The sequence below is a fragment of the Rhizobium sp. CCGE531 genome (assembly GCF_003627795.1).
Taxonomy (GTDB): Bacteria; Pseudomonadota; Alphaproteobacteria; order Rhizobiales; family Rhizobiaceae; genus Rhizobium.
Genome location: NZ_CP032685.1, coordinates 34,657 through 57,215, shown reverse-complemented (window position 1 = coordinate 57,215; position 22,559 = coordinate 34,657). Strand labels below are relative to the sequence as shown.

General features: G+C 59.8%; 19 protein-coding genes. 6 read left to right on the top strand and 13 right to left on the bottom strand.

The window, feature by feature from the left end; genetic code table 11:
• Positions 1–5: 5 nt before the first annotated feature.
• The 8 genes from CCGE531_RS19785 to CCGE531_RS19750 all read right to left on the bottom strand — a co-directional run bounded on the left by CCGE531_RS19785 (position 6) and on the right by CCGE531_RS19750 (position 9,501).
• Entirely contained in the window at positions 6–2,348 is a 2,343-nt protein-coding gene (locus CCGE531_RS19785; RefSeq protein ID WP_120669212.1) for a polysaccharide biosynthesis tyrosine autokinase, read from the bottom strand.
• An 82-nt stretch (positions 2,349–2,430) separates the two neighbouring features.
• Positions 2,431–3,336 (bottom strand): UTP--glucose-1-phosphate uridylyltransferase, encoded by a 906-nt coding sequence (locus tag CCGE531_RS19780; protein ID WP_120667073.1) that lies wholly within the window; start codon positions 3,334–3,336, stop codon positions 2,431–2,433.
• Between the two features lie 4 nt (positions 3,337–3,340).
• Positions 3,341–4,366, bottom strand: coding sequence for a glycosyltransferase family 2 protein (locus CCGE531_RS19775; protein WP_120667071.1), 1,026 nt, complete (start codon positions 4,364–4,366; stop codon positions 3,341–3,343).
• Positions 4,363–5,301, bottom strand: coding sequence for a glycosyltransferase family 2 protein (locus CCGE531_RS19770; protein WP_120667069.1), 939 nt, complete (start codon positions 5,299–5,301; stop codon positions 4,363–4,365). The genes CCGE531_RS19775 and CCGE531_RS19770 overlap by 4 nt, the downstream gene beginning before the upstream one ends.
• On the bottom strand, positions 5,298–6,272 hold the full coding sequence (locus CCGE531_RS19765) for a glycosyltransferase family 2 protein (RefSeq protein ID WP_281024462.1): 975 nt from the start codon (positions 6,270–6,272) through the stop codon (positions 5,298–5,300). The genes CCGE531_RS19770 and CCGE531_RS19765 overlap by 4 nt, the downstream gene beginning before the upstream one ends.
• A 20-nt stretch (positions 6,273–6,292) precedes the next feature.
• Positions 6,293–7,501 carry a glycosyl transferase family 1 gene (locus tag CCGE531_RS19760; protein ID WP_120667065.1) on the bottom strand — a complete coding sequence of 403 codons (1,209 nt, stop codon included), beginning with the start codon at positions 7,499–7,501 and terminating at the stop codon, positions 6,293–6,295.
• A gap of 106 nt (positions 7,502–7,607) precedes the next feature.
• Complete coding sequence (locus CCGE531_RS19755) at positions 7,608–8,411, bottom strand: glycoside hydrolase family 16 protein (protein WP_120669208.1); 804 nt, start codon at positions 8,409–8,411, stop codon at positions 7,608–7,610.
• Positions 8,412–8,415: 4 nt separating this feature from the next.
• Positions 8,416–9,501, bottom strand: coding sequence for an acyltransferase (locus CCGE531_RS19750; protein ID WP_245459311.1), 1,086 nt, complete (start codon positions 9,499–9,501; stop codon positions 8,416–8,418).
• A 724-nt stretch (positions 9,502–10,225) separates the two neighbouring features.
• On the opposite strand from CCGE531_RS19750, the gene CCGE531_RS19745 reads away from it, so the two are divergent.
• Both CCGE531_RS19745 and CCGE531_RS19740 read left to right on the top strand, forming a co-directional pair.
• Positions 10,226–11,185, top strand: coding sequence for a glycosyltransferase family 2 protein (locus CCGE531_RS19745; protein WP_120667064.1), 960 nt, complete (start codon positions 10,226–10,228; stop codon positions 11,183–11,185).
• A gap of 87 nt (positions 11,186–11,272) precedes the next feature.
• Entirely contained in the window at positions 11,273–12,217 is a 945-nt protein-coding gene (locus CCGE531_RS19740; RefSeq protein ID WP_120667062.1) for a polysaccharide pyruvyl transferase family protein, read from the top strand.
• Positions 12,218–12,232: 15 nt separating this feature from the next.
• Here CCGE531_RS19740 and CCGE531_RS19735 read toward each other — a convergent pair whose 3' ends face one another.
• Positions 12,233–13,243 (bottom strand): glycosyltransferase family 2 protein, encoded by a 1,011-nt coding sequence (locus CCGE531_RS19735; RefSeq protein ID WP_120669206.1) that lies wholly within the window; start codon positions 13,241–13,243, stop codon positions 12,233–12,235.
• 112 nt (positions 13,244–13,355) lie between these two features.
• Positions 13,356–13,646 (bottom strand): exopolysaccharide production repressor protein, encoded by a 291-nt coding sequence (locus CCGE531_RS19730; RefSeq protein ID WP_120667060.1) that lies wholly within the window; start codon positions 13,644–13,646, stop codon positions 13,356–13,358.
• A 741-nt stretch (positions 13,647–14,387) separates the two neighbouring features.
• Between CCGE531_RS19730 and CCGE531_RS19725 the strand changes: the two genes are divergently transcribed.
• The 4 genes from CCGE531_RS19725 (at position 14,388) to CCGE531_RS19710 (ending at position 18,734) form a co-directional block, all read left to right on the top strand.
• Positions 14,388–15,068 carry a sugar transferase gene (locus tag CCGE531_RS19725; protein ID WP_120667058.1) on the top strand — a complete coding sequence of 227 codons (681 nt, stop codon included), beginning with the start codon at positions 14,388–14,390 and terminating at the stop codon, positions 15,066–15,068.
• Positions 15,069–15,153: 85 nt separating this feature from the next.
• The gene (locus CCGE531_RS19720) at positions 15,154–16,428 is read left to right on the top strand and encodes a polysaccharide biosynthesis/export family protein (protein ID WP_120667056.1); all 1,275 of its coding nucleotides are present in this window, start codon (positions 15,154–15,156) and stop codon (positions 16,426–16,428) included.
• A 9-nt stretch (positions 16,429–16,437) separates the two neighbouring features.
• Positions 16,438–17,733, top strand: coding sequence for an O-antigen ligase (locus CCGE531_RS19715; RefSeq protein ID WP_120667054.1), 1,296 nt, complete (start codon positions 16,438–16,440; stop codon positions 17,731–17,733).
• Positions 17,730–18,734, top strand: coding sequence for an acyltransferase (locus CCGE531_RS19710; RefSeq protein ID WP_120667052.1), 1,005 nt, complete (start codon positions 17,730–17,732; stop codon positions 18,732–18,734). Before CCGE531_RS19715 ends, CCGE531_RS19710 begins: the two co-directional genes overlap by 4 nt.
• Positions 18,735–18,868: 134 nt before the next feature.
• Here CCGE531_RS19710 and CCGE531_RS19705 read toward each other — a convergent pair whose 3' ends face one another.
• The 3 genes from CCGE531_RS19705 to CCGE531_RS19695 form a co-directional block, all read right to left on the bottom strand.
• On the bottom strand, positions 18,869–19,840 hold the full coding sequence (locus CCGE531_RS19705) for an ABC transporter permease (protein WP_120667050.1): 972 nt from the start codon (positions 19,838–19,840) through the stop codon (positions 18,869–18,871).
• 34 nt (positions 19,841–19,874) lie between these two features.
• Positions 19,875–21,425: a sugar ABC transporter ATP-binding protein gene (locus tag CCGE531_RS19700; protein WP_120667048.1), complete on the bottom strand. Its 1,551-nt coding sequence runs from the start codon at positions 21,423–21,425 to the stop codon at positions 19,875–19,877.
• A gap of 90 nt (positions 21,426–21,515) precedes the next feature.
• Positions 21,516–22,505 (bottom strand): ABC transporter substrate-binding protein, encoded by a 990-nt coding sequence (locus CCGE531_RS19695; protein ID WP_120667046.1) that lies wholly within the window; start codon positions 22,503–22,505, stop codon positions 21,516–21,518.
• Positions 22,506–22,559: the final 54 nt, after the last annotated feature.

Sequence of the window (22,559 nt, the reverse complement as noted above, 5' to 3'; positions counted from 1 at the left end):
GCGAATTACGCGTCCACCTGGGCGCGCGGCTGCGGCTCGGTGTAGTAGCTCACATATTTCTGCCGATAGCGTTCCGTTCCGCCGAAATCGCTGTAGCGCGGCAGTTCCGACATGTCGGTCTTGTTCAAGATGACGCCGAGAATACGTGAGTTGATCTGCGGCTCCTGCTCAAGCACGTCGCGGACCAGGTTGGTCGGCGTCGCACCCCACTCGGTGACGAGCAGGAACGCATCGACCTGCGGTGCGAAGGCCTTCGCATCGATGATCGGACCGAGCGGCGCGAGATCGACGACGATATAATCGAACATCTTGCGCGCGTTTTCCATGAGCTGCTGCATGCCCTGCGACGACAACAGCTCGCTGGTGTGCAACAGCTGATCACGCACCACGACCGGCAGGATAGCAAGCTTGGTGCGTGGGTCGACCTTCACGGCATTCGTCCAGGGAACTTCGCCGAGCACGGCTTCGATCAGCCCGGCCTGCGGCGGCGACTTCAGCGTCCGGCTGAGGCCCGGATTGCGCAAGTCGGCGTCGATCAGCAGCGTGCGCTTGCCGCTGCTGGCGAGCAGAGCGGCGAAATTGGCCGCCGTCGTCGACTTGCCTTCGCCCGGCAGCGCCGAGACGACGCCGATCACGCGGTCGGCCCGTCCCTGCAGCATCACATCGCTGGCGAGCTTGGCGTTCCTCAGTGTCTCGGCGAAGATCGAGCGCGGCGCCTCGACCGAGATGCGCATCATCCGCTCGAAGGTAACGCCGTTTTCGACATCTTCTGCCGCTACCGGCTCCGCTCCGGCACTGGGCTTGCGCCGCTTCTTCTTGCGGTTGGCCTGTTGGCCGAGCAATGGCAGATAGCCAAGGAACTTCAATCCAAGCGCGGAGCGCACGTCGGCTTCGACGCGGAAGAACCGATCGCGGAACTCCTGGAATGCGGCCACTCCGCAGCCGACCATCAGGCCGAGGATCACGGAAAGCGCCATGACAAGCGTCTTCTTCGGGCTCGACGGCGCGGTCGGCACGCCGGCAACCGAGATGACGCGCGCCTTGGCGATCGGGAAGGATCGCTGCTGGGTCGCCTGCTCGAAACGGCCAAGGTAGGATTCATAAAGGCTCTTCAGCGCCGTCGCCTTCTGGTTCAGCTCGTTCAGGTGAACCAGCGACTTGTTGGCTTCGGAATTCTTGCCGACGACATTTTCGATGCTTTCGCGCAGCGATGCCGCCCGAGATTGCGCTACATCATACTCGTTCTTGTAGCTAGCCGTGAGCTGCTGAAGTTCCTGATAGATCTGCCGTGTGATGTCTTGCCGTTCGGTGCGAAGCGCGACGGCCTGCGGATGGTCGGCGCCAAAATTCCGCGTGACGTCCTGCTCGCGCTTTTCGACGGCGAGGTAACGCGTCTTCAGATCCTGCAACACGGAATTGTCGGTCGAACTCGACGAGATAGTCGCGTTCTTGACGGCGTTGTCGGGACCTTGATCGATGATCGACTTATATTGATTGTAACGCGCGGCTGCGCTGGCCGTATCAGCCTGGGCAATGATCAGTTGCTTGTTTAAATCGGAAATCTGCTGTTCCGACATCAACTCGCCGCCGGTCGAAGTCAGCCCATTCTCGGCCTTGTATTTCTCGACTTCGAGCGAAGCCTCCTGCGCGCGCTGGCGCAGGTCGTTCAGACGCTCCTGCAACCAGACGGATGCGCGTTCGGTCGCATCGAAATTGGCGTTCAACTGATCGGTCAGATAGGCGTCGGCATAGGCGCTGGTGACCCTGGCGGCGAGCCGCTTGTCGGTCGAGTTGAAGGAGACGGCGACGACCGAGCTTCGCGTAACGCGCTCGACCTTGAGACCATCCTGCAGAACGGCAGCGACTTTCTGGCGCTGCGCCTCGCGCTGCTCTTCAGCCGTCATCGGTGGGCGGCCCGGCGTAAAGACGCTGACGATCAGGCCGACGCCGGATTTAAGCAGCGCCGCCGGCGACACCGGCGGATTGAGCAGCGCGTTATTGTCGGCAAGACCGGCCGTATCGACGACGCGCAACGCCATCTCGTTCGATTTCAGGATTTCGACCGCACTCGCGATTTCCATGTCCGCCTGTTGGCTGCTGGCAGCCGGCGGCTGATCCTCCGCATATTTCGTCATGCTCTCGTCGAGCAATATCTGTGTCATCGAGGTATAGCTCGAAGTGGCGGTCAGCAAGTAGGCGACAGCCAGAATGACGAAAGCGGCCACGGCGAAAATAATGGTGCGGAAGCGGCGGACAACGACCGCCATCAACCGATCGAGATCGATGAAGCCATCCTGCGATTCCGCTTGCGGAAGAGCGCTGTGGAAAGTGAAGTTCTTCTGATGCATGGCGACCACCTTGTCGGAGAAGCCTGAATGAAAATAGCCAGGCCCGCGGCCTTCTCTGCCGCAGGCCACAATGTGAACAGGCTTAAGCGGCGGTCATCTGCGCTTCGTGCGAGACGACCAGGTTGCGGATCGAGTCATAGACCAAGCCGCCGATATCGGCGCGAGCGAGCGCAAAGGCGACGTTCGCTTCGATGAAGCCGTGCTTGGACCCGCAGTCGAAAGTGCGTCCGTTATAGACCTGGGCATGGAAGGCCTGCGTCTCGGAAAGGCGCAGCATACCATCGGTCAGCTGGATCTCGTTGCCGGCACCGCGTTCCTGGCGGGCCAGAATGTCGAAGATCTCGGGCTGAAGAATATAACGGCCATTGAGGTAAAAGTTTGAAGGCGCCTCGGACGGGTGCGGCTTTTCGACCATTTTGGTCACGGCAAAGCCGTGCCGCACCGCCGCGCCCTTGCCGATAATGCCGTATTTCGACGTCTCTTCCGGAGCGCATTCCTCGACGGCGACGATGTTGCCGCCAACCTCATTATAGAGCTCCATCAGGCCGGCCATGCAGCCGCGCATGCCGTAGCAGAGCATGTCGGGCAATAGCAGCGCGAAGGGTTCGTTGCCGATCAGGTCGCGGGCGCACCAGACGGCGTGACCGAGGCCAAGCGGAGCCTGCTGGCGGGTGAAGCTGACGGAGCCCGGCCGCGGCAGGAGGCGTTCCAGCTCGGTAACCTGATGGCTCTTGCCCGCCCGTTGCAGCGATGAAATCAGCTCCGGCGTGTCGTCGAAATGATCCTCGATTGCCGACTTGTTGCGGCTGGTGACGAAGACGATGTGCTCGATGCCGGCTTCGATGGCTTCATCGACGGCATATTGCACGACCGGACGATCGACGATCGTCAGCATTTCCTTCGGCATGGCCTTGGTGGCTGGCAGGAAACGTGTTCCGTTGCCGGCAACCGGGATGACTGCTTTTCTCACACGATGCTTGGGGTCCATGGCTCTATCCTTTGTTAGAGTGAGGGCCTACGCCCATATTGGGCAAGGGCGAGGTAAGTTGGGAGGTCGTCGTCGCCTCGCGGCCGCTCCGCAGAGAGGCTGCCAGGCGACGAAAACGGGCGAAGATCGGCATGCTGAGATGACGCACGGCGCGCGGATTGAGGCATGCGATCTTGAGCATCGCCTGCAGTTCGCGCTCCTTGATGCTGTCGACCAGCTTCAGGAATGCGATGACGTCCTTGAGATTGCGCGTGCGCCGCCGCTGCGCGGCAAGGGCAGCCGCACCGAAGGAATGTTCGGCGAAGAACCTGGCATCGGCGGCAAGCATGGCCTCCACATGTTCTTTTCTGAGAACACGCGAGATCGAGCCATCGCGAATATAGTAGAGATACCCCACCATCGGCTCGACGACACAGATGCCGCCCCGGGCAAGGGCGGAAGCAAGGAAGATATAATCCTCGCCGATCCGCAGCGTTTCATCGAAGCGCAGGCGATGTTTCTCGATGAAGGCGCGCTCGAAGACCGGCTTCATATAGCCGAAATTGTGCTCCGAACGGAAAATCATGTTCGAGGCGATGAACGTCGCCAGCGGCAACACCGTAATGCGCGCCAACATCGCCTCGGGGAACATGGGAAGCGTCGTTCCGACGTCCTCGCGAATGACGTCGAGATTGTCGACCGCGATCTGCGCCTCTGCCTTTTCCGCCCGTGCGATCAGACGCGCCATGCGGTCCGGCCGCAGGGCATCATCGGAATCGAGCACGGCCACCCAGCGGCCGCGGGCCGCATCGAGGCCGGCATTGCGGGCAGCGCCCGGCCCGCCATTGCGGGCCATGGCAACGAGACGAACGCGCGGATCCGTATGGTTGCCGGCTATCTCGCGCGTTCCGTCCGTCGAGCAATCGTCGACGACGATGACTTCCATGCTGACGGCGCCTTGCGCTAGCGCGCTGTCGATGGCGCGCTCAAGCGTTTCCTCGGCATTGTAGGCAGCGATGACGAAGCTGACATCGGGGATGAAATCCGTCATTGCGGCGCCTTCTCCAGACTTCCATATTGCTCGATTTCGCGGACCCCGAAGAGGCCGCTGACGACACCCGCATGCATGATGCCGCGCAGGCCAAAGCGATGCCGCTTGACGGGAGAGGCGGCGAGGAGCGCGGCTGCGGCAAAGCAATAGGCGGATTTCGTGCCGGCGAGCGCAATCGCGCGCCAGCGTCCGAAGCCGCTGGCGGCCTCCAGCAGCATGCGCCCGTGCGTCTGGCCCATGCGATACCGGCGCTTCGACAGCCAGGAAACCGTGGCGCGCTTGTCGGGAACGGGCTCATGGACCAGCGCATCCTCGGCATAGGCGATCCTGCCGCCCGCCTTATGCATATGGATGAAAAACTCGGTGTCCTCGCCACCGCTGCGACCAAGCGCGATATTGAAACGCCGACCGGCAAGCGAAGGCGCACTTCGGCGCAGCAACACATTGCAGGTGTAACCGGTGAGGATCTCTCCCGCGACCCAGACAGGCAAGGTCGAATGGAAATCGCCACGCTGCATCCAGGCGGGCGCGACATTCGCATAAACAGCCTGCACGGGGCCGAGAATGGCATCGGCGCCGGTCGTGTCGGCCATGATGAGCAATTCCGCCAGCCAATCTTCCGACGCCGTCTCGTCGTCGTCGATGAAAGCGATGAAATCGCCGCTTGCATGATCCAGGCAGGCATTGCGTGCGATCGAGATATTCGATGCCGGGCAATGGACATAGACGATCTCAAAGGGCACGGCCGAACGCATGGCGTCGACACGACCGCGCGCGCTCGGCGTGACATCATTGTCGGCGACGATGATGCGGACGATCGCGCCGGCAGGAATGGCAAGCACGGCAATCGACAGCAACGTCTGGTCAAGCTCTGCCCGGCGGTAGGTGCAGACCGCGATATCGATCTTTATCGGGCGTCGATGGACTTGTGTCATGACGCGACCCTGCGATTGCGGAAGCTCAAGACTTCCATCCAGAAACCCATCGACCAGGCGAAATGCATGACCATGGCCGAGATGGCGGCGAGCGGGCCATAAGGGTTCTTCTGACCGAGAGCGATCCAGAAGCCGTAAGCGATGCAGGCCACAGCCCAAAGGCCGACGGGAATGACCGCAATCCAGTTGAGCACGGCAAGGAATGCGCCGATGAAGATCGGCACCACCGCCAGCGGCAGCATCTGGCGCATGCTCGGCAGGCTGCGATGCTTCAGGATGTTGCGCGCGCGGCCACGGCCATAGCCGAGATACTGCTTGAAGAGCGTCGGGACGCTGGCGCGCGGATAATAGGTCATGGCGGTCTTGTCCGTAAGCCAGATTCGATACCCTGCCTTATGCAGACGGTAGTCCAGCTCGGCATCCTCGTTGTGGCTGAAGGTCTCGTCATAGCCGCCGACGGTGCGAAAGGCCGCGATACGCATCAGCGCATGATGCCCATGCTCGGCCCAGTGGCCCTTGGCACCTTCGCGATGCTTCGAGCCGCCATTGCCGAGCTTGGAGTTCTGCGCCACGGCCGTTGCCTTCTGAAAAGCGCTGAAGCCCATGGTGCGCATGGCGACGACGACCGAATCCGCGCCCGTGGCGCCGGCTTCCTGAACCAGCGTCTGGCAGTAATCGGCCGGATAGTCGCCATGAGCGTCGATACGGATGAAATAATCATAGTCGTCGCCGAAGGTTTCCATGGCGAGATTGATGGCGGCACTCTGCAGCCGCTTGGGATTGTCAAGCAGCAGGATGCGCGGATCTCTCGCGGCAATCTCCCTGACGATTTCGCGCGTGCGATCGGTGCTGCCGCCATCAGCCACCACGATCCTGGCATCGAGTTCGTCCAGAGCCTGCCCGAGCTTGCCGATCAGCGGCTCGATGTGTTTTTCCTCGTTGAGGCAGGGAATAACGATTATGCAACGCATGTCCCCTGAGCTTCCGTTCGTCATTGCAATCCACCTCTATTGCGATGCAGTTGTGGGAGGGCCTGTAATTCGGCGATCTGTTCATTGGCACGCGTCAGCGAAGCCAGCCGCTGCACCAGACCATGACAATCGGCGCGATCGGTCATCCAATGCTCGCGATCCTGCGACGCCACGGCGCCGAAGGCGGCAAGGTAGCGCTGCTCGTCCATCCCGCCCAAAAGCGCCGTCAGCTGTGCGGCCTCGGCCGTATCGAGCGTGAGCCCGATTTTTCGGCTTGCCAGAAACCGTGCCGTCTCGGTGCCTTCCATGGCGATGGGCACGGCACCGTAGAGGCCGCCTTCGTAAAGGCGGTTCGGCAGCAGCCAGCTCGAATTCAGGCCCTCTTCGAAGAAGTCGATCGCCCAGGAAAACTGGACATCGTTGTAGATCGCCTGGAGATCCTCGGGATTCTTGTAGGCGCCGGCAAAGTGCATGAACGGCGCTTTGCGCACGAAGCCATCGAAATCGTCGAATTCCGAATAAGCGGGCCGGCCCCGCAACACGACCTCGAAGCGACCTTCCATCCGGCGTGAAAATTCATCGAGCAAGGCCAGCGACTTCCGGCAGCGAAGCGCGCCGAACCAGCCGATCTTCCATGGCTTGCCTGCGGCCGGCGGGCGGGCAACCGGCGCGACTGCGCTTGCCGCAGGCTCGAGTGCGAGCACCTTGTTTTCGAGCAGCATGACCGGCAGACGCAGGCCGGAGCGCGGCCGAAAGTAACGCTCGACAAAGGCGGGGGAACTGGTGATGAGCAATGCCGCCTGCGAACCGAAATGGCGCTCGGCGCTGCGAAGAGCGCCGCCGACCACATCGTTGCGCAGCAGCAGCCGATGGATATCGAGGCATTCGTAGACGATCGGCATATCGCCGCCGAACACGGATTTGGCGCGATTGGCCAGCGTCAGCATCTCGAGATTGCGGCCGATGATGACATCCGGTCTTGCGACGGAGCGCAAGGCGCCGCGCAGTTTCGCCGCCGATCTGGCCACCGCGGCGACACGCTGCGCAAACTGAGCGTCCTGCGTCTTGCCGAGCTCGATCGGTTCGATGCCATGGATGGCAGCAAGCGCGTTATCATCGCGCCGGAAGCCCGCCAGCGTCACGAGCGCCCCGCCGGCCTGCAGCATCAGCACCCGCCTGCGCACAGCCGGATCGGCAAGATCGTGAACGAAATAAAGAATATGCAGCATCAAAGTTTCCGCTTTTGCGCCCGGACGAGACCGAGCGCCTTGTGTGGTTGGTGTTGCATCCTGGCATCGCAACCGACCGCGCAAGGCACAGCGCGACCGGTCAGGTTCAATCGACCTTGCAGGTGATCGATTCCGGGAAGAGGCACTTCTCGCCCGCCGCGGTAAAGGCAACGCGCTTGATCTGCATGGCTGCCGGCTGGCCACCATAGGCAAACTTGCCCATCCAGGCGCTCAGCGTGTCCGTGCCCCACAGGCTGAAGAAAATCTTCTGGGCATTGGTCGGTATCTTCGAAGGATCGGTGACCTCCTGAACCAGCTTGCCGTTCACATAGTAGCGCAGGCGATCCTTTTCCCAGACGAAGGCATAGTCGTTGAAACCCTGATCGGCACCGCCGGCAACCGGCACCAGCTTCTCGTTGCCGCCCTTGGCCGAGATATATTGATTGACCTGGACTTGACCGGGATTCTTGCCGAGCACTTCGAAATCGATTTCGTCATGCGGCTTCTTGTCGGTCGGGCCGATATAGGTGAAGAAGGCGGAGTTGAGACCCGATCCGGTAGCGGTACGATAGCGCGCCTCGTAAGTACCGTAGCTGTAGCGCTTGGTGGTCTGGATCTCGCCGCAGGCGTAGTTCCGCTGACCGGTCTTGGACTCGATGAACTGCAGCTGCAGCATTCCGTCCGCGATGCTCACCTGCTTGCGCGACCAGGTGCAATTCTGAAACGCCCCATTGTTCCAGCCGTCGGAGATGTACCAGCGGCTGGTGTCCAGCCGCTCGAAATTGTCAACGAAGGATCCAGCCGCCGGCTGCGCGTCCTGCGCGGACACGGCCTGCGGCATGAAGCAGGCACCCATAAGGGCGATTGAGACAAGACCAAGTCTTTGCACATAGCTCTTCGATGTCGTCATGGCATCACCTTTGCTCGGAACGCGCACGCCGATCTTCGGCGGCGCGGATCTGGACGGCACTGGCTTCGGCCAGCGGGCGCGTCCGGCTGCCGGTCAGCAGGTTGTAGAGGCTTGGCAGGGCGGAACGCGCCATGCCATTCGTCAGAGGCAGCAGCAGCACGGCAAGTGCCGCCGCCAGAAGATAGAAAATCGGATAGAGTTCGCTGCCGCCGCGCTTCCAAAGAACCCAGAGACAGAAAAGCAGCGGATAATGGGCACAGAAGATCCAGAAGCTGAGGCTGCCGGTTCCCGCCAGCCCCTGTCCGACGCGGCTGCGAATGAAGATCGACGACAGGGCCCAGAATCCTGGAATGCCGACGATCACCATCAGATTGCGGCAAACCTCGAGCCACAGGGGCAAACCGGGTCCCGCCATATAGGCGGCGGTCGCCAGAAGGGCTGCAAGCGCAATGAAGCCGGCACCGATCAACGCGGCATAGCGATCCATGATCGTCACGTCGATGCGGTAAAGGCTGAGATAAATCCCGAAGCTGAAGCTGAAGAGGATCGAGTTGCGCAGCACGATGCCGATCGATACCGGCCAAGCCGCAAGTAACAGCAGAAAGGCCAATGTCAGCAATGGCGCACGCCCGATGAGAAGGGCAAGGATTGGCGACAACAGGATGCAGACGAAAAGATCGCGCAAGAAGTAAAGCGGCAGATTGATCGGTGCTCCGTCGATTGCAAACAGAAGATTCGATAGCGTATGCGGAGTAGATTCCGAGATATCCGGCAGATACCCATCACCAATTCCGTAATATTGGAGGGCCAGGACGAACACGAAGAACGCACTGTTCCACAACAGGAAGGGCAGAATAACCGTCTTTGTCTTTCGACGGATGGTCTTCCCATAGTCCAGCGATGTCGTGCCTTGGCGAAACAACAGGTAACCCGAAATCGCACTCAGGCAGGGAACGCCGACGCGAAACAGGCTGTCCCGAAGGAACACCCTCAGCCAGTCAAAAAGGCCATATGCGCCGCTGAACGGGCTGGAACGCATATCGAACGGCATATGGACAAAGATGATGCCCGAGATGAGCACGATACGCATGAGGTTTATCCGCGAAGACACGTTGGCAGTCACATTCACGATGTCTGTCACCCCTTCTTCGTGCTGCATCCCCCCTCGCAGCTATTTCATTCAGAGCACAGCAGAGCTCGCAGACGTAACCTAGGGCGATCTTGGGAAAGGAAATATGGCGGCGCAGCAAAAATGGGCGAAAAGTGATATCCCAGACTGCGTTGGAGCAATCCTTCCGGACTGTTCGAAAGGCGAAACAATTGCTCTTCAAAGGAGAAAAATCGTGCGGGAAAAAGGATTTAAGCGGACCCGGGGCATTTTTTGATGCCGACTTCACGCAAGGCTTTCAGCGTAGCTAGATTTTTTACCGGAGGGTGAAGATTTTTTGCAGCGCAGCACACATCGCCGTGCGAAGCATGACAAAAATGCGACACTATTGCAATCGCCGTGGGAATATCGATTTTCACCGCTCTTCTCATAGGTGCAATACCGTCCGATCCTGAAAACCGATGTGTCACAATAGACCATCGGGAATGTAATTCGGCATCCCGCGTCTGGTGGGGATAAAGTTTAAGAAATCTCCGCCTTCGACATTGCTCCCCATCGAATGAACGCTACCTGTTGGCGTCGCGGCGACATCCATCACCGGGCAAACAGCTGAAGAATGGCGATGGATGCAGCCGAGAAGCCGATGGTTACGTCCCTGGGGATAAGGCCGCAAACTCTTGGATTGAAAAACCGTAAAGGCGGGAAAATGGCGTCCCTCACGATTGTTGTTCCGTTCTACCAGAAGCAACCGGGCGTTCTGCAGCGCGCCTTGAGATCAATATCCCGGCAGACGTTTCAGGATTTCGATATTCTCATCGTCGATGACGCATCACCGCTTCCCGCGGAAAAAGAGCTGCAATCGCTGAGCGGGGATGAGCGCGCGCGCATCCGCGTCATTCGTCAGACCAATGCCGGACCGGGCGGGGCGCGCAACACCGGTCTCGACAACGTACCGGCGGCAAGCCGCTTCGTCGCATTCCTCGATTCCGACGACGAATGGGCGCCCGAGCATCTGAGCAACGCATTCGAGACGCTGACACGTCACGATGCCGATTGCTACTGGGACTCCATCGACGGCGGCAAAGAGTTCTACTATCACTTCAGCATCGCGGAACTTGCAAAATCGACCGACATCGTACGGCTGTCGGACAAGCCGGCCGTCATCGAGATCCCCAATATCGCCAGCGTCATGCTGCAGGACTGGAGCTTCCTGCACATGTCCTGCATGGTGATCGGCAGATCTCTTTTCGAGAAGGTGCGCTTTGAACCGACGCTGCGGCTGGCGGCGGAGGATGTCCTCTATTTCTGCGACTGCATCCTGGCGGCCAAGCGCGTGCTATTGTGCGAAAATGCCGGCGCGCTGCGTGGCGAGGGTGTGAACATCTTTCACAGCATCGACAATGATTCCCCGCAATTCCTGCGTCAACAGTTCAATACCTGGACGGCGCTCAACACGCTGGAACAAAGATTCTCGCGCCGACCGCAGGATGTCGCCGCCATCCGCCTCTACAAAAATCGCGCCCGTCGCCAGGCACTTTGGAGCCAGGCGCGGCAGCTGCGGCAGCGGCGCCTGCCGCAATTCGGATTGCTGGCAAAATGGGCCATACGCGATCCCGCAATCTTGCAAAGCGCGATGCGGCTTGCCGTCGGCAAACTCGCGCCCTAGATTTTGCAGCGCAGCATAAGCTGTGCATGCCGCATCCAAGAGCCATCGGCATGCCCCGTTATCGTTTGGATCATCAAGGAGTCCTGCATGAAGCCGTTCCACTGGGAATCCACCCATGGCAATTTCGGTGACGATCTCAATCTCTGGCTCTGGGATTTCCTGTTTCCCGGCCTTCGCAACGTTCATGAAGAAACGCTGCTGGTCGGCGTCGGAACCGTCCTCAACACGGAAATCCTGCCAGCCGATGGACGCAAGCTCGTCATCGGCAGCGGCTTCGGCTACGGTTCCCTTCCCGACATGCGCGACCGGTCGCAATGGGATGTCCGCAGCGTCCGCGGCCCCCTGACGGCGGAGAAGGTCGGCTTGCCGGCCGAAATGGGCATCGTCGATCCTGCCGTGCTGGTGACGGAAATGCCGGAATTCCAGAACATTTCCAAGAACGGCAGGCGCACCTTCATACCGCATTGGGAATCGGCCGCCGCTGGTCTCTGGCCCGAGATCTGCAAGACCGTCGGCCTTTCCTATCTCGATCCCCGCGGCGAGGCGAAGGCCGTAATCCGCGAAATTGCCGCTTCCGAGCTGATCGTCGCGGAATCGATGCATGGCGCGATCCTTGCCGATGCCTTCCGCGTCCCGTGGATCGCAGTCAGCTCCTCGCGCTCCATCAACAGCTTCAAATGGAACGACTGGGCACGTTCACTCGGCGTGACCTATGCGCCGAAGCACATCCCCGTTTCCACTCGCGCGGAAGCGATCGCCAAGGGTGCCAAATTCTGGGGCGTCGGCTTCGAACGCAACAAGCAAGCCGCCGCCGAACTCGAAAAGCAGCGGTACGGGGAAAATGTCATGCTTGCCGATCCCGAGCAGACCACGTTTCGGGTCATGGCGAAGCAAGCGCTTGCCGCGCCTTCGGCCCTGGCTCTCTGGCAGGCCAGCAAGGCAAAGCCGCAGCTGAGCAAGGACAGCGCGCTTGCTGCGTGCAAGGAACGCCTCCTGGGCGTGATCGAAGGCGTGCGGCGCGATTATCTCTAAATTTGCGAGAGATTCCTATTCCGGAGCGGCCTGCAGCAGATAGCGCAGGCCGTTCGCGCCGGAATGGGCGATGGGCGCACCGCCTCGCTTGCGGAAACGCTCCGTCTTGTCCGCCAGGATGCCGCCGGCGATCGCCGGAACGGCAAAGGGATGCGACAGCGCATAGGCCGCAGCCGACAGCAGGCCGGACTGCGATTTGACATCGAGGAAATGCCGCAACTCGTAGCGGTCGCGAATATGCTGCTCGTGGCGGCGGATCACGGCTGCATCCACCGAAGAAAGGCCGCCCTTTGCAAGGATGGCCCGGTCGGCTTCATAGAGCCGTCGTAGATCCTCGGTCCTGTGTCGGCCGCTCAGGGAATCGCTACGCACGACCGCGCCATAGCCGCAGCTATGGATGATCTTGTAGCGCGCTGCTTTGGCCAGCGCGCGCACATAAAGATCGTAGTCCTCGCCGAGGCGCAGCGCCTCGTTATAACGCAGGCCATGCGCATCCAGAAAAGAACGCCGCATCAAGGGTTTGAGAAAACCGATCTCGCCGCGCCGCACGCCCCGCTTGGAAATATTGCCCTCGACGAAGGCAACGAGATCGAGAAAGCGCGGCTTCGCATCGAAGTGATCGAGCCTTGCATGGGCATCCCGCACGGTATCGGCATTGACGAAGGCGATATTGTCGGCGACGAAATCCCAATCGTCGGCGGCAAGCAACGAGGCGAAACGACCCGGAAAGAAGAAATCATCGGCATCGAGAATGCCGATCAGCGGGGCCTTGGATATCTCGATCGCGTGATTGCGTGCGGCGGCGGGACCGCGGTTCTTTTCGAACTCCCGGATCGTCAGCCTGCCGCTGCCGTCGTCGGCGCTGGCGGCGGCCGCGGCTGTTCCATCCGTCGAACCGTCGTCGATGACGACGACTTCCGCCACTTCCGGCTCCCGAAGAGCCGAGGCAACAGCCAGCCCGATGGTGTCGCTGGCATTTTTTGCGGCGATGATTACGCAGACGCCTTTTTCTGCACTGTCGGTCACGTAAGCCTCCAATGGTTCTGCCGGAGACTTAGGACATGGCTCCGATCCGGCAACCGCCGGACCGGCAAAAGATCTGCCTGGCAACCCGACTGAAGGCCGACTGAAGGCCGGTCTAAGGGTTGAACGGCTCGGAGCGCTTGAAATTGGACGTGGAGAGACCGCCGACCTTCGTATCTTCCGCCCCCGGCGTCAGCCCCTTGTCTTCGGTCAGGAAGGCATGGCGCGACTTGCGCTCTTTCCAGACGAGATAGAGCACGCCCAGAAAATAGCCGATCTGCAGGAGCACGGCACAGATGATCGTCTCGACCAACGTGGTCCAAAGAGAATTCGTCAAAAAGTATGTTGCGATAGCAAATACGATCAGCGTGCCCAACATGCTGATGAAAACGCGCGGTGCGTACATAATCTTACCCCGCCCGCTGAACTATCATGTAAAAAGCGATCAAGGTCTTTCCTCCCTTATCAGACCCTAAAGTCAAATATATTTTATGATTCATTGAGATTCAACCAAGTCACGGTAATCCGTTGCGAATTGAGACGATCCTTACGCTGTGGCTGTTAAAACTACACCTCGATTATAATTACAATTGAATTTGTTCATCTTTCTCTTTGCAATTATATGGATATATATCGCCAATATACAATTATTGCGACAGATGCGGTCAGCCACATGCCTCTGGCTTCCTCGTCAATTCAATCAACTTTTATTACAAAGTCCTGGAAAAGCCGCCATCAGTATGTGCGCCGCAAAATATTGCTGCACTGCAATATATCCTGTGAAGAAGTCAAGATGGCATCAAGATAGCATATAGCTGAGGGGAGAACGATCACAAGCTTTCGAAGCCAATGATAATGAACAACTTACTGTCCGTCGCCTATAACATCCTTGGAAACTGTCGACTATGAGGCGGTAGAGCTATCAACCCTGCCATTATACGAGGTTTGATACAGTACAACCCATCCATTGCCGATCACTGATTTAAACCAAGTCACCATCGATGCGGTAAATATATACCGCCATGCCATATCGCTACAAAAGTTTGGCTTAAAAAGTCCAATTCCCAACCTACACTCCGTTCGTCCCGGCTCTAATTACGCGTCCGAGAATTTCCGACCAATCGTCAACATGAATGGAGTTTTCTCTATGAAGTCTGCGACGAGATCGGCCACATCGGCTTTTTTCAGCGCCGCGGAAAGTGACGTCTTTCCGCCAACTGGTGGAGTATTGAAACGCGTTTTCGACGTCTCCGCCGCAATGACCGCCCTGGTTCTCATCAGCCCGCTCTTCCTGATGCTGATGCTGCTGGTGAAACTTACGGACCAGGGTCCCGCGTTTTACGGCCATCGCCGCATCGGCCATAATGGCAAGAGCTTCCGCTGCATGAAGTTCCGGAGCATGGTCGTCAACGGCGACAAGGTTCTGCAGGCTCATCTGCAAGCCAATCCGAAGGCGATGGAAGAATGGCGCGCAACGCGCAAGCTGCAGGACGACCCCCGCGTCACCGTCATCGGGGCCGTGCTGCGCAAGCTCAGCCTCGACGAGCTGCCGCAGTTGATCAACATCATCCGCGGCGAAATGAGCATCGTCGGGCCGCGGCCGGTCGTGGAGGACGAGCTTGAGCTCTATGAGACCGCCGCGATCTATTATCTGCAGTCCCGCCCCGGCCTGACCGGCCTATGGCAGGTCAGCGGACGCAATGACGTCTCCTATGCCAGCCGTGTCGCCTTCGACACGCATTATGTGAAGAACTGGTCGCTCAGCAGCGACATGATGATCATCGCCAAAACCATTCCTGCGGTCTGCCTCTCGCGCGGCAGCTATTGATGATGACCGGCAGATACCGCGGGTCATCTCCTGCGGTTTTCCCGCGCTCGGCGGGGCTGCCAACCACTAACAGGGAAGATCCTGCATGATTGAATTTCGGCCTTTCAAGAGGCTTGTTCGCGTGAATACATCTCTTCGATGCGCAGCTTTCGTCGCTCTCAGCCTTTGCGCAGCGTCCGTCTCGGCTTCAGCCGAAAATCTTCCAGGATATCATTTGGGTGTCATGGACAAGCTGCATGTGCGCGTTGCCGAATGGCAGACCGCCGAAGGCGCCGTTCGCGACTGGTCCTCGATTTCTGGCGACTACACAGTCGGCCCCTCCGGCTCGATCTCCGTTCCTTTCATCGGCGACATGTCCGCGGTCGGCAAGACCACGGATCAGATCGCAGAGGCCATCGGCCTCGGGCTGCAAAAGCAGTTCGGGCTGCGTGATCGCCCCTCTGCCTCGGTCGAACTCTCCCAGTTCCGCCCGATCTATCTTTCAGGCGAGGTGCAGAATCCGGGCGAATATCCCTTCGCGCCGAACCTCACCGTGCTCAAGGCCGTCAGCCTTGGGGGCGGCATGCGTCGCGCCGATGCCGGCCAGCGTTTCGCAAGGGATTTCATCAATGCCAAGGGCGACGCCGTCGTCTACATGGCCGAGCGCGGCCGCCTTCTGATGCGCAAGGCGCGCCTGCTGGCCGAACTGGCCGGCAAGGACGAAATCGACGTCCCCCCGGAACTCAAGCAGACGCCGCAAGCGGAAAGTGTGCTTGCAAGCGAGCGGGCGCTGATGCAGACCCGCAGCGAGCGCATGAAGAACCAGCTGCAGACACTGGAAGATCTGAGAACCCTTCTGCAGAACGAAGTCGAAGCGCTTTCGAAAAAGAACGATACGCAAAGCCGTCAGCTGGATTTGGCAAAGGCCGACCGCGACAAGGTCGAGAGCCTGGCTGAACGGGGGCTTGAACTTGCGTCCCGCCGGATCTCCGCCGAACAGCGCGCATCCGATCTGGAGGCAACCCTTCTCGATACGGAAACGGCATCGCTGAAAGCCAAGCAGGACATCAACAAGGCCACCCAGGACGAGAATACGGTTCATAACGACTGGCAGAGCTCGCTGGCCAAAGACATGCAGGATACCGATACGCAGCTGGAAACCCTGCAGCTGAAGCTCTCGACCAGCCAGTCGCTGATGCAGGAAGCACTTGCCCAATCCTCGGACGCAAGCAACCTCGATCCCAGCGGCCAGAGTGTGAGCATCACCTACACGATCATTCGTGACGAGAACGGCCAGTCGAAGGAAATCCAGGCCCAGGAGAATACGCAGGTATTGCCCGGTGATCTAATCAAGATCAGCACCGGTCTTGCCATGCGATAAGGAAAGTCGATGCGGATAGCCAAATCGATCTTCGTCCGTCCAGGCAGTAACGCCACCTATGGCATGGTGGCGATTGCTCTCTCCTTCTTCGTCTTTGCCTATTCCTCGCGCTTCGGCCAGCCTGCGATCCTGCTTTATTACGCGCTCTGGTTCCCGCTTGTGATGATCGACTATCGCAACGTGCTCGGCAGCTACCACAGGCAGCTCTGGCTTTTCGCCTTCGGCGTCTTGACCTGCCTGTCGATCTTCTGGTCGGTCGTGCCTTCCGTGACGGCGCGCGCGGCGATCCAGTATATGACGCATATCTTCTGCGCCCTGGTCGCCATGCGCACGCTCGATATCCGCACGCTGGCGCGCGGCGCGATCGCCGGCACCGGCATCGTGCTCATCTATTCGATATTGTTCGGCTATTATGCCTATGATCCGATCGACGGAACCTACAGCTTCGTCGGCGCCTTCGACTCCAAGAACCAGCTCGGCTTCTATGCTTCGATCGGCATCTATTTCGCCTTTGCCGCCGTCTTCGTTCTTGGCGAACGGCGAATCTGGATGCTGGGTGGGGGCATTGCCGGCCTGCTGTCCGCCTATTGCCTGCTCGCCTCGCAATCGGCCACCTCGGTGCTGACGACCGGGCTGGTCGTGATCTTGTGCGCGAGCCTGCGCGTCATCCTTTACCTGTCGCCAAAGCAGCGCAAAAGGCTGTTTGTGACCGTGGCCATCTCCGGCGTCGTTCTCGCAGTCGCCGGGGTCTATCTCGGTGCGGTCGATCTTGTGCTTGGCGCCTTCGGCAAGGATTCCACCCTCACCGGGCGCACCTATCTTTGGCAGCAGGGCATCGCCGCCGCGCAGCAGAACCCGTTCTTCGGGATCGGCTATCAGGCATATTGGGTCCAGGGGTTCTCCGAACCAGAACGACTGTGGGATGAGTTTTTCATCGCTTCGCGGGCCGGCTTCCATTTCCATAATACCTATATCGAAACCGCGGTGGAAACGGGGCTCGTCGGCGTATTCCTGCTCGCCTCGATCCTGCTGACCGCCTTCATCGGCCACATCAGCCGCTTCCTGAGCGACATCAGGAATGATGAGTCCTACATCCTTCTGGGTGTCGCTACTCTGTTGCTGATCCGCTCGTTCGTGGAGATCGACATCCTCAATCCGTATCATGTCGGCTCCTTCCTGTTCTATTACACGGCGGGAAAACTCTCCGTGCGAGCGCGAGCGCGCGTAAACGCGCCACTGCCCGCCAGCGATGACCGGATGCAATTCGCGACGCCTGTAAACTGGGAGCCGCGGACGGGCCAATGAAGACACTCTTCGGTATCCAGTACCTCCGTGCCTTTGCCGCGCTCGCCGTGGTGTTCTTTCACGCCGCCGAGCGCAGCGGCGGCCATTTTCGTATCGGGGCTGCCGGCGTCGACGTCTTCTTCGTCATCAGCGGATTCATCATGTGGACCATGAGCGAACGCCGTCCGGTGACGCCGCTGCGCTTCGTGCTGGATCGCCTGCAGCGCATCGCGCCGTCCTACTGGATCGTCACGGCCATCATGATCGGCGGGGCAGTCGTCGGCCTGTTTCCGAACCTCAAGCTGACGGCAAGCCATATTTTCGGTTCGCTGCTGTTCATTCCAGTCCGCTCGCCAAACGATAGCAACGAGATCTGGCCGGTCCTGGTTCAGGGATGGACGCTGAACTTCGAGATGTTCTTCTATGTCATCTTCGCGGCCTGCCTGTTCCTGCCGCGGCGTTTGCGTCTCGGCAGCCTGATCGGCGTCTTTCTCGCCTTCGTCATCGTCGGCGCGATCATCCACCCGCAATCGCCGCTGCTTGTCACCTATACCAGGCCGATCATTCTCGAATTCGTGGCGGGTGCGGTTCTCGGGCAGCTCTGGCTGAAGGGAAATATCCCCGGTTTCGGCCTTGGCCTGACGCTCATGGTCGCGGCGATTGGCGGTTTTGCAGCCATTGAAATTCTCAGCCTCGAATTCAACGAGATAACCTGCGGTCCGCTCGCCGTAGCGCTGGTACTGGGCATGGTTTCGGTCGAGCGCAGCGGCAGGCTGCCACAGATTGCGCCGCTCACCTATCTCGGCAACGGCTCCTACTCCATCTATCTGTGGCACACGCTTGCAATCTCAGTCGTGGTAAAGCTCGCGACATCGACACCGATCCCTTCCGATGTGGTCGCCTTCGTCGGCGCTATTGCGGGCACCGTGCTTGGGATATTTGCCTATGAGCTGGTTGAAAAGCCGCTGCGCAACCTGTTGCGGAACTTCAGCTGGCGAAGGACCCGTCCCTCGCCAGCCTGATAGCGGGCTGTCTCTCGATCGGCGGCAGCGGACCAGAGCGGTTCAGCCTTTCACGAAATCGCCGAACCGCTCTATTTCTTTGTTTCCTCGCAATTCCGGACGGAAAACCGCTCCGCACTTTTCCTGGAATTGCTCTAAAGCCGCCGGCGCCGCAGCTGATCGAAATAGACGATGACGATGATCAGGGCACCGGTGATGATGCGCTGCCAGAAGGAATTCAGGTTCAAGAGATTGGCACCGTTGTTGATGGTCGCCAGGATGAACGCGCCGATCAGCGGGCCATAGACGGAGCCGACCGCGCCGAACAGGCTGGTTCCGCCGATGACCGACGAAGCGATTGCCTGTAGCTCCCAGCCATCGGCCTGGGTGGCATTGCCGATCGCGATGCGCGAGGCAAGCAGAACGCCGACGAAGGCGGCGCAGGTCCCCGACAGGATATAGGCGAGATAGATCATCCAGTTGACGTTGACGCCGGAAAGCCGGGCTGCTTCCCGATTGGACCCTACGGCGAAAAGGTAGCGACCCCAGCGGCTCAGATGCAGGAAAATGACGGCTGGGATCGCCACCAGGATCACCATCCAGAACAGGCTCGGAATCCCCAGGAACTCCGAAACGGCGAAATTGGTGAAATCGTCATTGACGATATTGATCGTCGAACCGTTGGTGATGAGCAGGCCGATGCCGCGCAGTGAGGTCAGCGTCGCCAGCGTGATGATGAAGGGCGGCAGGCCCATGCGCACGATGCCGAAGCCGTGGAACGCCCCGATCAGGACCCCGAACAGCAGGGTAATGAGGATGGCGGCCCATACCGGAAACCCGGCCTGGAGCAGCCAGGCGACGATGACGGTACAAAAGCCGACGATCGCGCCGACGGAGAGGTCGATGCCCGCCGTGATGATGACGAAGGTCTGGCCGAGCGCAAGAATGGCCGTCATCGAGCCCTGGCGCATCAGATTGGTGATGTTGAGCGGTGTCCAGAACTTGTCGGTCCAGAAGCCCAGGAGAACCCAGAGCGCCAGCAGGAGCAGGATCAGCGTCAAGCTGAAGAGGATATTCATCTTGCGCCGCGGCGCAACCGTCGGGCCTTCTGTCGTATTCGCGGCCATTTTTTTGTTCTCCCTCTTTCGACTTGTTTGTTGTTCAGACGCCGATCGCCTCGCCAAGGACTTCCTCATGCGTTGCCGCGTGGAAATCATGGCTGGCGACCAGCTGGCCGTGGCGGAAGACGTGCAGGCGATCGGCGAGCTCGTAGACCTCGGGCAGGTAGGATGAGATGACGATGATGCCGGCGCCATCGCGAAGCAGCTTGGCGAACAACCGATAGATCTCGGCCTTCGTCCCGACATCGACACCGACCGTCGGCTCATCGAAAATGAAAAGCTTGGCGCCATAGCTCAACCATTTGCCGATGACCACCTTCTGCTGATTGCCGCCGGACATGGCGGAGACCAGAACCCGCCGGCTCGGCGTCTTGATGCTGAGATCGCGGATCTGCTTGTCGGCGTTGGCGGATTCGCTCTTCCTGTCGATGATCGGGCCGCGGCTCAGCCGCCTGAACACCGGCAGATTGATGTTGAGGCCGATCGGCAGGTTGAGGCAGAGCCCCTGATCGCGTCGGCTTTCCGGCGCCAGCGCAATACCGAGCTCCATCGCGTCGCGCTCGTTGCGGATGTCGACTTTGCTGCCCCGCCAGTGGATTTCCCCCGAAGAGAGCGGCTGACGCCCGTATAGACCGAGAGCGAATTCGCTGCGGCCGGCACCGATCAGCCCGTAAAGACCGACGATCTCGCCGGCACGGACGCTCAGCGAAACATTCTCGAAACCGGGGCCGGAAAGGCCGCGCGCCTCGAGGATGGTGTCGCCGATCGGAATTTCTTCCTTGTGGTAGATCTGCTCGATGGAGCGATTGATCATCAGCTTGATCAACTCGTCCTCGTTGGTTTCGGCAATCGCGCGGGTGCCGACATGCGTGCCGTCGCGCAGCACGGAGACCCGATCGGCGAGTTCGAACACCTCTTCCATGCGATGGCTGATATAGACGATCGTCACGCCATCGCTCTGCAGCCGACGGATCAGCTTGAACAATTGCGCCGATTCCTGACGGGTGAGATAGGCGGTCGGCTCGTCGAAAATCAGGAATTGCGTGCCGCGCATCGCGGCTCTGGCCGTCGCGACCAGCTGCTGCTGGCCGATGGTGAGCGAGCTCAACAGTTCGCCGGCCGGCAGCCCGAAGCCGAGATCATCGAGCACGGTCTGCGCCATGGCCACCATCCGCTTCTTGCGCATGAGGCCGAAACTGTTGACTTCGTCACCCAGAAAAAGATTAGCCGCGACCGTGAGGTGCGGGCAAAGCACCACCTCCTGATGCACGGCATTGATACCGCGAGCGATCGCCTCATTCGGCGTCGCGAGCGCAACCGGATGGCCGCACCAGAAGATTTCGCCTGACGTCCTCGTGATCACGCCGGTCAGGAGCTTGATGAGCGTCGATTTGCCGGCACCGTTTTCGCCGACGATGGCATGAATCTCCCCGGCCAGAAACGTGACCGTCGCGGGCTTCAGCGCCTCGACAAAGCCATAGCGCTTCTGCAGCCCTTTAAGTTCAAGGATCGGCGAGCCCGCCGGAATGCGGTTTGCTTCCGTTTTGACGGTGTCATCGTGCCGATGGCTGATTTCTTCAAGGCTCGTCATGGCGTCTCCTCCCTCTCGCATCTCCGCTCGGCCGCCTCGGGGCGGCCAGACGAAAAGGCCGCGCCCGATCCCTCGGGCGCGGCCTCAAGCTTACTTGACCTTCGGATTCAACAGGGCGTCGATCTTCGGATCGCTCATGTTCGCCTTGGTGACGAGGTTGGCGCCGGTGTCGACATTGGCAGCAACCTTTTCCTTCTTGGAAGCGGCGAGCGCCGTCTTGATGCCGTCATAGCCCATGCGATAGGGGTCCTGCACCACGAGACCGGCAAGTACGCCCGACTTCAGGAAGCCGACGGTCTTGTCGTCATTGTCGAAGCCGATGACCTTGATCTTGTCGCCGAGCTTGTTTTCGGCGATGGCCTGGCCGACGCCCTGCGCCATGATCAGGTTGGAGGCGAAGACGCCGACGAGCTTCGGATTGGCCGTGATCAGGTCGGTCATGATGTTGAGGCCGGTGGTTGCCTGGCCATCGCCATACTTGTCAGCAACGACCTTGAGGCCCGGATATTTGCTCTTGACCTCTTCCAGGAAGCCCTGGCGACGCTGATCGAGGGAGCCGACGCCTGGAAGGCTGGTGATGATGGCGATCTCACCCTCTTCCTTGCCGGTCATGCCCTTGATTGCGGCGGCAAGACCATCAGCGGCGATGCGGCCGCCCTGGACGTTGTCGGTGGTCAGGAACGAGACGAAGGCCTTGGAATCGGCGCCAGAGTCGATGCCGACGACCGGCACGGACTTGGCGGCTTCATCCACGGGCTTGCCGAGCGCCTTGAATTCCGTCGGTGAAATGACCACGGCGGCCGGCTTGCCGGCAACGGCGTTTTCGAGAATGCTGATTTGGCCGTTAATGTCGGATTCCGATTGAGCGCCGAGCTCCGGCACCTTCACGCCGAGATCCTTGCCTGCCTGGCGAGCGCCGGCAAGAACGATCTGCCAGTAGAAGGATGTCGTATCCTTGACGATAATCGGGATGGTCACGTCGGCCGCGAAGGACTGCATGGGCATCGCCATGGCGATGACGGCAGCACCGGCAAGGCCGGCAAAGCTGCGGCGGGACAAAAGTGACTTGGCAATTTTCATCTGCTTCTCCTCTCAACGCGTTCTCTCTCCTGCACACCTGCCGCTGAACGCTTA